Origin of the sequence: Streptomyces phytophilus (genome assembly GCF_013870535.1) — a bacterium.
Lineage (GTDB): Bacteria > Actinomycetota > Actinomycetes > Streptomycetales > Streptomycetaceae > Streptomyces > Streptomyces phytophilus.
This window is the reverse complement of sequence record NZ_JACBXC010000185.1, coordinates 1-7479: the sequence shown is the minus strand read 5'-3', so window position 1 is coordinate 7479 and position 7479 is coordinate 1. Positions and strand designations below refer to the sequence as shown.

The following is a 7479-nucleotide window of genomic DNA, read 5'->3' as shown; positions in this document are numbered from 1 at the left end:
GGGACGGCGACGGGCCGGTGCCCGCGTTCGTACGGGCCGTGGACGCGCTGCTGGAGGCGGCGGAGACCGGCCGGCCCGACCCCCGGGACGTACGCCTGGGTCTGCGCGTGACCGAGATCCTCGCCGCGGCCGAGGAAGGTCTCCCGGCCGTGCCGGGGGTGTAGCCGCAGGCATTCGGGGGACTCGTCGTGCGGAGGTGACGAGATGCTTCCCATCTTGCTGGTACTTCTGCTGGCGATGCTTCTGTTCGGTCTCGGCTTCGCCGTGAAGGCGCTGTGGTGGATCGCGGTGGTCGTCCTCGTCGTGTGGCTGCTGGGATTCGTGATGCGCGCCACGCCGACGGGCGGCGCCCGCCGTTCGCGCTGGTACCGCTGGTAGCCGTCGCCGTACGGCCCTTCGAAGGGCCCGCGACTTCGCATCGGAACAAGGGCCGTGGCCCCCGCCCGATCGGCGGGGGCCACGGCTGTGTCCTTCGGTCACGCGTCAGGCCCGGCCCCGCCCTCGGCGGCGGTACGGGCCCCGGGGACGGCACCCAGCAGGCGCAGGCGGTCGAGCGCCGTCTGCCGCGAGGCGATACCCGCGGCACCTGCCGCCCACTCGTCCCACTCCGGCCAGCGGACGCGGTCGAACCCCGCGTCCTCGTACTCGTCCTCGGTGAGCAACTCCCGTACCACGCGCATCCCGTCCGCGTCGCCCAGACCGGGCCACCCCAGGTACTCGGTGCGCCACGCCAGCCGGTTCGCGCCGCCCGCGGAGCGGTGCAGCAGATGAACGTCGAAGGCCAGCACGTCGCCCGGCCGCGTCGGCAGCACGGTCTCGGGCATCGGCCAGCCGGAGAACCCCTGGTTGGCGGGATCGAGCCCCCGGTACGCGGCGAGCCTGCGGGCGTACGCCGGGTCGTGCGACCCGGACAGCACCCGCAGCGCGCCGGTCTGCGCCGTACGGGGCTCCAGGTGGGCCAGGAACGTCACGCCCGGCACGTCCGGGCCGACGTCCGTGTGCCAACCGGAGTTGGTGGTGAAGCACACCGCGCTGGGCACCGCGGGCACGGTCATCCGCCCGCACAGCTCCGCGGAGCCCTGGAACAGCCGCGGGTCGTCGGCGATCAACGACTGGCTGAAGGGCGTCCGGTCGGCGGCGAGCGGCAGGTAGTCACCGCGGATGCCGCCCTCGTCGTACGGGTCGGTGTCGGTGCCGAGGCCGCCGTACGCGTCGGTGAGGCCGGCGGTCACCTCGGCGGTGAGCCGGCCGGTCTCCTCGTGCGTGAGCAGGCCGTGCAGCACCACGTACCCGAAGGCGCGGAAGTGTTCGATCTGTTGGTGGCTGAACAACGACGTCACGACGTCGTCTCCTCTCGTGTCGATGGCAGGTCGTCTCGCGCATCGGACGGGAGGAGGGCCACGGGCCCGTCAGTGTCAAACGAATCCGGTTCGCATGGCCCTCACCCTAGCCACGCGGGGCCGGTGTCCGCCATGGCGTATGTCCGCCCGCGGCGTTCGGGGGTAGGGCGCGGGCGGCGCACGGCCTGTGCTTAGACTCGCCCCGACCACTGATCTTGACCGCATCGGGGGGTTACCGCCCATGGGCACGAAGAAGACCGCCATATCCGCCGCCGCAGGTCTGGCCGCGCTCCTGCTGGCCACGGCGTGCAGCGGCGGGTCGGACGACGACGGGGGCGGATCCGGCGGCGAGAAGGCGCAGCCCCGCCCGTTGATCAGCGAGAGCCAGGCCCGCAAGGTGCTGGAGCGCTACGTCGAGACCAACAACGAGGCCAACGCCGACCTGGACCGCAAGGCTCTGGGCGAGGTCGAGGGCGGGGCGCTGTACCAGCAGAGCCAGGCGCAGTACAGGCAGTTCCCGACGTACGGGAAGAAGTACCAGAAGCTCTACAAGAAGCCGTTCCACTACCGCGCCGACGAGGCCGAGTACTACATCCCCGCCCGCGGCGACTGGTACATGGTCGACGCCCCCGTGGAGGGCCCCGGTTACGACGAGGGCGACCGCAGCCTGCTGGTCTTCGAGCGCGCCGGCGGCGGCGTCTGGAAGAACGTCGCGTCCGTCGGCATCCAGGGCCGCGTCCCCGAGGTCGCCCGCGGCGACGGCGGCCTGCCGACCGCCCTGCCCGCCGACGCCGAGGTGGGCGCCACCGCGCTCGACGGCCTCGACGACGCGGTCAACGACCTCTACCTGTCGGGCGGCAAGAAGGCCGGCAAGGTCCTCGCGGACAGCGAGGTGCGCAAGAACATGGTCAAGGACCACACCACCCGCCGGGACTGGATCAGGCCCGAGCACGACGGCTACTTCGAGACCGAGTTCGAGTCCGAGAACCGCAAGTGGGACGACGCGTACAAGCCCGCCTTCCCCGACGTCTACGCGCTGCGCACCGCCGACGGCGGCGCGCTGGCCGTCTTCAACTCCTACGACGCGCGGGTGGACTTCGCGACCCGGCCGGGCTTCCACATCATCCCGGGCGACGCCACCGGCCTGTACGTCAAGGAGAAGGAGCCGCCGGGCGTACGGGAGTACTACGCCGTGCAGAACGCAGCGCACGTACCCGACGGCGGCAAGGTCGAGCAGCTCGGCGGCGAGGTGGAGATGATCGGCGCGAGCTGACCGCCCGGCTCACCACTCCGCCGGGTCCGGCGGCGGGAACTCCACCGTGACGGAGAGCCCGCCCTCCGGCCCCGGCACCGTGGTCAGCTCCGCGCGGTGCGCGGCGGCGACGGCGCCGACGATGGACAGCCCCAGGCCGTAGCCGCCGCCGGCCGCCCGCGGCTGCAGCCGCTGGAACGGCTCGTACAGGTCGGGGATGCGCTCCGCGGGGATCCGCGGGCCGCTGTTGACCACCCGCAGCATCGGATAGCCCGTCTCCCTGACGTCCGTCGCCACCCGCACCCAGCCGCCGGCCGGGGTGTAACGCAGCGCGTTCTCCACCAGGTTGCCCGCGAGCCGGGCGATGAGCCGCACGTCGCCCGAGGCGAGCGCCGGGCGCAGCGAGGAGTGCAGGTCCAGCGTGCCGGGCGCGGCGCGGGTGCGGTCGTGCAGCACCTCGCGTACGACCCGGGCGAGGTCGACGGGCTCGGCGGCCACCAGCCCGCTCTGGCTGCCGGCCAGCGTCAGCAGCGCCTCGATCAGCCGCTCCTGCTCTTCCCCGGAGGCGACGACGCGCTCGCACACGGCGCGCAGCGACGCCGCGTCCGCACCCGGGCGGGAGAGCGCCACCTCGACCATGGCGCGCTGCAGCGTCAGCGGTGTGCGCAGCTCGTGGGAGGCGTTGGCGACGAACCGGCGCTGCGCCTCGAACGCGGCGTCGAGCCGGGACAGCAGCCCGTCGAAGGTGTCGCCGAGGTCCTTCAGCTCGTCGTCGGGTCCCGCTATGGCCAGCCGCGCGTGCAGGTTGTGCTCGGAGATCCGCCGGGCGCGGCCCGCCATGGTCCGCACGGGCCGCAGCACCCGGCCGGCCATCACCCAGCCCAGGGCGACGGACACGGCGGTCATCAGGGCGAGCGCGATGCCGGACTGCGCCAGCAGCGCCTGCAGCGCGGCCTCGTGGCGCTCGGTGGCCACGTGCCGGATGTCGGGGTCGCCCTGGCCGCCGGGCTGGGGGGAGTCGAACCTGACGAGGATGCCCTTGGTCACGTTGCCGCGGGCGACGAGCGCGTACGTGATGGCGAGCAGCGCCACGCCGGAGACCAGGAACAGCGCGCCGTACAGCAACGTCAGCCGGAGCCGGACGGTCCAGCGGAGCCGGCGGCCGGTGCGGCGGGCGGGCTCAGATGCGGTATCCGGCATGGGGGACGGTCTCGATCACCGGCGGGTCGCCGAGCTTGCGGCGCAGCCTGCTGACGGTGACCTTCACGGCGTTCGTGAACGGGTCCGCGGCGCCGTCCCAGGCCCGTTCGAGCAGTTCCTCGGCGGAGACGACCGCGCCCTGCGCGGACAGCAGCAGCTCCAGCACGGCGAGTTCCTTGCGCGACAGGTCGAGCCGGCGCCCTCCGCGGCTGGCGAGGTGCTGCGCGGGCACGAGGGTCAGGTCGGCGCGGGTGAGGACCGGCGGCACGGCGTTCGACGGGCGGCGGCCGAGCGCCCGGATGCGGGCGATCAGCTCGGCGAACGCGAACGGCTTGGTCAGGTAGTCGTCGGCGCCGAGGCCGAGGCCGTCGACGCGGTCGGCGACGGTGGTGGAGGCGGTGAGCATCAGCACCCGGGTGGGGCTGCCGTGCCGGGTCAGCGCGCGGCACACCTCGTCGCCGTGGAGCAGGGGCAGGTCGCGGTCGAGCACGATCACGTCGTACTCGCGGCTCGTGGCGCGGTCCATGGCCTCCTGGCCGTCGTACGCGACGTCCGTGTCCATGCCGTCCCCGCGCAGTCCGGTGGCGACGGTCTCGGCCAGCTCCCGGTGATCCTCCACGATCAGCACACGCATGCCGTCAGCGTGCCGGAGAGCGCGTAAGCCCCCGGTAACAGCCGAGGTCGGATGCCCTCCCGGGCCGTGGCGCGGCCCGGCCCGGGAGGGCGGTCGATCGCGGAGGGCGGAGCCCCCGCTGCTCGGGGGGACAGCGGGGACACCGCGCTCTGCGTGGGCGTGTCCGCGTACCGGTTCGCCGTGTGGACTCCCCCGTCCCGGTGCACCGGTACGTCAGGTGGTGGCCAGCGCCTCGGTGGGAGGCAGCCGGGCGGCGCGCACCGCCGGGTAGAAGCCGGCGAGCCCGCCGATGAGGAGCGTCGCTCCGATGCCGCCGGCCATCGCCCATATCGGCACCACCGTCGCCCAGTCCTGGGACGTGGCGTAGCCGACGGTCACGCCGATGCCCAGCACCACGCCGCCGAGGCCGCCGAGCGCGGACAGCAGCAGCGCCTCGCAGAGGAACTGGCTGCGGATCTGGCCGCGGGTGGCGCCCAGCGAGCGGCGCAGGCCGATCTCGGAGCGGCGTTCGAGGACGGAGATGACCATGGTGTTGGCCACGCCCACGCCGCCGACGATCAGCGCCACCCCGCCCAGCCCCAGCAGCAGGCCGCTGAGGGTTTCGTCGGTGGCCTCCTTGGCCGCCAGGGCGTCGGAGGGCCGGGAGACGGTGGCCTCGTTGGGGTTCTCCGGGTTGGCGGTGGCGCCGAGGACGGACTGCACGTCGGCGACGGCGGAGTCCTCGCTGCGGGTGTAGATCGTCGTCGGGTTGCCGGCGAAGCCCAGCTCGTCCTCGGCGACGTCCCAGCCGACCAGCGCGGACGAGTCCAGCTCGGGCACCAGCTCGTTGTACGCCGTGAGGCCCACGACCGTGAACCACCTGCCGCCCAGCCACACCTGCGAGTCGGGCCCCGCTTCGTAGATCCCGAGTTGCTCGGCGGCCTTGGGGCCGAGGACCACCGCGGGATAGCGGCCGGTCGCGCTGTTCAGCCAGCGTCCTTCGGTGATCTGCAGTCCTACGGACTCCGGCAGGTCGAGGCGGGCCGCGCTGACGCTCAGGCCGCCGGTCTGCTCTTCGGGGATCCGGTCGTTGCGGAAGACGTTCGCGTCGATGCGGCCGACGGCCGAGACGTTCTCGACCTCCGGGATGGCCCCGATCATGGCCACGGACTCCTCCGGCAGGCTGGCCTCGGAGCCCGTGAACGACTGCCCGGGGGTGACGGTGAGGAGGTTGGTGCCCAGCGCGTTGAGCCGGCGGTCCAGGTCCTCGGTGGAGGAGGTGGAGATGCCGACGACGCCGATCATCGCGGCGATGCCGATGGCGATGCCGAGCGCGGAGAGGAACACCCGCATGGGCCGTGAGCGCAGCCCGGAGCCTCCGACCCGCAGCACGTCCGCCGGGGCCATCCGGGCGGGCCTCGGCGGGGTGGGCGGCGGCGGGTGCGGCTGTACGCGGTCGATCTCCGCCGTCGCGTGCGGCGCGGTCATCGGACGGCCTCCTGGGAGAGCCGGGCCGCGGGCAGGGCGGCGCCGGGGGCGGAGTCGTGCTCGATGCCGCCGTCCTTGAGACGCACTTCGCGGGGCAGGGAGGCGGCGATGTCGCGGTCGTGGGTGATGACGACGACGGTGGTGCCGGCCTCGTGGAGCTGGTGGAGCAGCTCCATCACGACCGCCCCGGAGCGGGAGTCGAGCGCGCCGGTGGGCTCGTCGGCGAGCAGCAGGGGCGGGTCGCCGAGGACCGCGCGGGCGATGGCGACGCGCTGCTTCTCGCCGCCGGAGAGCTGGTGCGGTTCGTGGTAGAGGCGGTGGCCGAGGCCGACGCGGCGCATGGCCCGCTCGGCGAGGCGGCGCCGGTCGGCGCGGGTGCGGCCGCTGTAGAGCAGCCCGTCGGCGACGTTGTCCAGCGCCGGGACGCCGGGGGCGAGGTGGAACTGCTGGAAGACGAAGCCGATGGTGCCCGCCCGCAGCGCCGACAGCTCGCGGTCGCTGAGCCGGTCGATGTCGTGGCCGTCGATGCGGACGGTGCCCGCGGAGGGGCGGTCGAGCGTCCCCATGATGTTGAGCATGGTGGACTTGCCCGAGCCGGACGGGCCGACGACGGCCAGCAGTTCGCCGCGCCGGATGACGACGTCGGCGGAGCGGAGCGCGGCGACGTCCCCGTAGGTCTTGGTGACCCCGGTCAGCTCGACCACCGGAGGGGACGGGACGGTCACTTCGGAACCCCCACGGACATGCCTTCCCCGATGCCGTCGCCGGTGACCTCGACCAGTCCGTTGGCGAACATGCCCAGCTCGACGGGCACGGACTCCGTGCTGCCGCCCGCGGTCACCTTCTGCACCGCGTAGCCGCCGCCCTGCCGGGCGACGAGCGCGTTCACCGGCACCGCGAGCACGTCCTCGCGGGTGTCCGCCTTGAGCACCACGTCGACGGGCGCCGCCTGGTAGCGGCCCAGCTTGTCCTGCCGGCCGACCTCCAGTTGCAGGGGCAGCGTGGACTCCTGGTCCTCCTCGCTCTCGCCGCCGGCGCCGCCGGAGCCGGAGCCGGAGCCCGAAGCGGCGGGCGGGGTGCCGATGTCGGTCACCTTGCCGTCCACGGTGGTGCCGTTGGGCAGCTCGATCTCGGCCTTGGTGCCGACCCGTACGAGGTCCTCGAACTGCGCGTCCAGCTCGACCGAGACGACCCGCTCGGTGCCGGTCCAGTCGAGGACCGCTCCCTCGGCCTTGGCGCCCGGCCAGGTCTGCAGGGCGGCGACGCGCCGGGCGCTCCGGGCGGTCACGGCGTCGCCCGCCTCGACGGCGCCGGTCTGCTCCCGGCCCAGGCCCTCCTGCCAGGCGGACACCGCGTCCGCGGTGTCCGAGCTGTAGGTCTCGTCGACGGTGAACCCGGTGTAGCCGAGCTCGGCGAGGTTGCGTTCGAGCAGCTCGACGTCGCCGCCCTCGCTGCCGTCCGACAGCGTGCGGTACAGCGGGGTGTCGCCGTAGAGCAGCGGGACCTTCTCGCCGTCCACGCTGTACACGGTCTCGCCGCGCTTGATCGTCGAGCCCTCGTTGGGCGTCCAGGTGACGATGCCGGCG

8 protein-coding genes are annotated in these 7479 nt (G+C 73.6%); 2 read left to right on the top strand and 6 right to left on the bottom strand.

Annotated features, from left to right (window positions below):
• Positions 1-204 precede the first annotated feature (204 nt).
• Positions 205-378, top strand: a complete 174-nt coding sequence (locus H5J30_RS11885; protein WP_181787403.1) for a hydrophobic protein — start codon at positions 205-207, stop codon at positions 376-378.
• Positions 379-476: 98 nt separating this feature from the next.
• Here the strand turns inward: H5J30_RS11885 and H5J30_RS11880 are convergent, their stop codons facing one another.
• The gene (locus H5J30_RS11880) at positions 477-1340 is read right to left on the bottom strand and encodes a phytanoyl-CoA dioxygenase family protein (protein ID WP_181787402.1); all 864 of its coding nucleotides are present in this window, start codon (positions 1338-1340) and stop codon (positions 477-479) included.
• A 241-nt stretch (positions 1341-1581) separates the two neighbouring features.
• On the opposite strand from H5J30_RS11880, the gene H5J30_RS11875 reads away from it, so the two are divergent.
• On the top strand, positions 1582-2613 hold the full coding sequence (locus H5J30_RS11875) for a DUF8094 domain-containing protein (RefSeq protein ID WP_181787401.1): 1032 nt from the start codon (positions 1582-1584) through the stop codon (positions 2611-2613).
• Between the two features lie 9 nt (positions 2614-2622).
• Here the strand turns inward: H5J30_RS11875 and H5J30_RS11870 are convergent, their stop codons facing one another.
• The 5 genes from H5J30_RS11870 to H5J30_RS11850 all read right to left on the bottom strand — a co-directional run.
• On the bottom strand, positions 2623-3792 hold the full coding sequence (locus H5J30_RS11870; RefSeq protein ID WP_181787400.1) for a sensor histidine kinase: 1170 nt from the start codon (positions 3790-3792) through the stop codon (positions 2623-2625).
• Positions 3773-4426 carry a response regulator transcription factor gene (locus H5J30_RS11865; protein ID WP_181787399.1) on the bottom strand — a complete coding sequence of 218 codons (654 nt, stop codon included), beginning with the start codon at positions 4424-4426 and terminating at the stop codon, positions 3773-3775. The genes H5J30_RS11870 and H5J30_RS11865 overlap by 20 nt, the downstream gene beginning before the upstream one ends.
• A 213-nt stretch (positions 4427-4639) precedes the next feature.
• Complete coding sequence (locus H5J30_RS11860; RefSeq protein WP_181787398.1) at positions 4640-5893, bottom strand: ABC transporter permease; 1254 nt, start codon at positions 5891-5893, stop codon at positions 4640-4642.
• Positions 5890-6618 (bottom strand): ABC transporter ATP-binding protein, encoded by a 729-nt coding sequence (locus H5J30_RS11855; protein WP_309505502.1) that lies wholly within the window; start codon positions 6616-6618, stop codon positions 5890-5892. The genes H5J30_RS11860 and H5J30_RS11855 overlap by 4 nt, the downstream gene beginning before the upstream one ends.
• Positions 6615-7479: peptidoglycan-binding domain-containing protein (locus H5J30_RS11850; RefSeq protein WP_181787397.1), on the bottom strand; the 865-nt coding region annotated here is incomplete at its 5' end. The genes H5J30_RS11855 and H5J30_RS11850, both read right to left, overlap by 4 nt.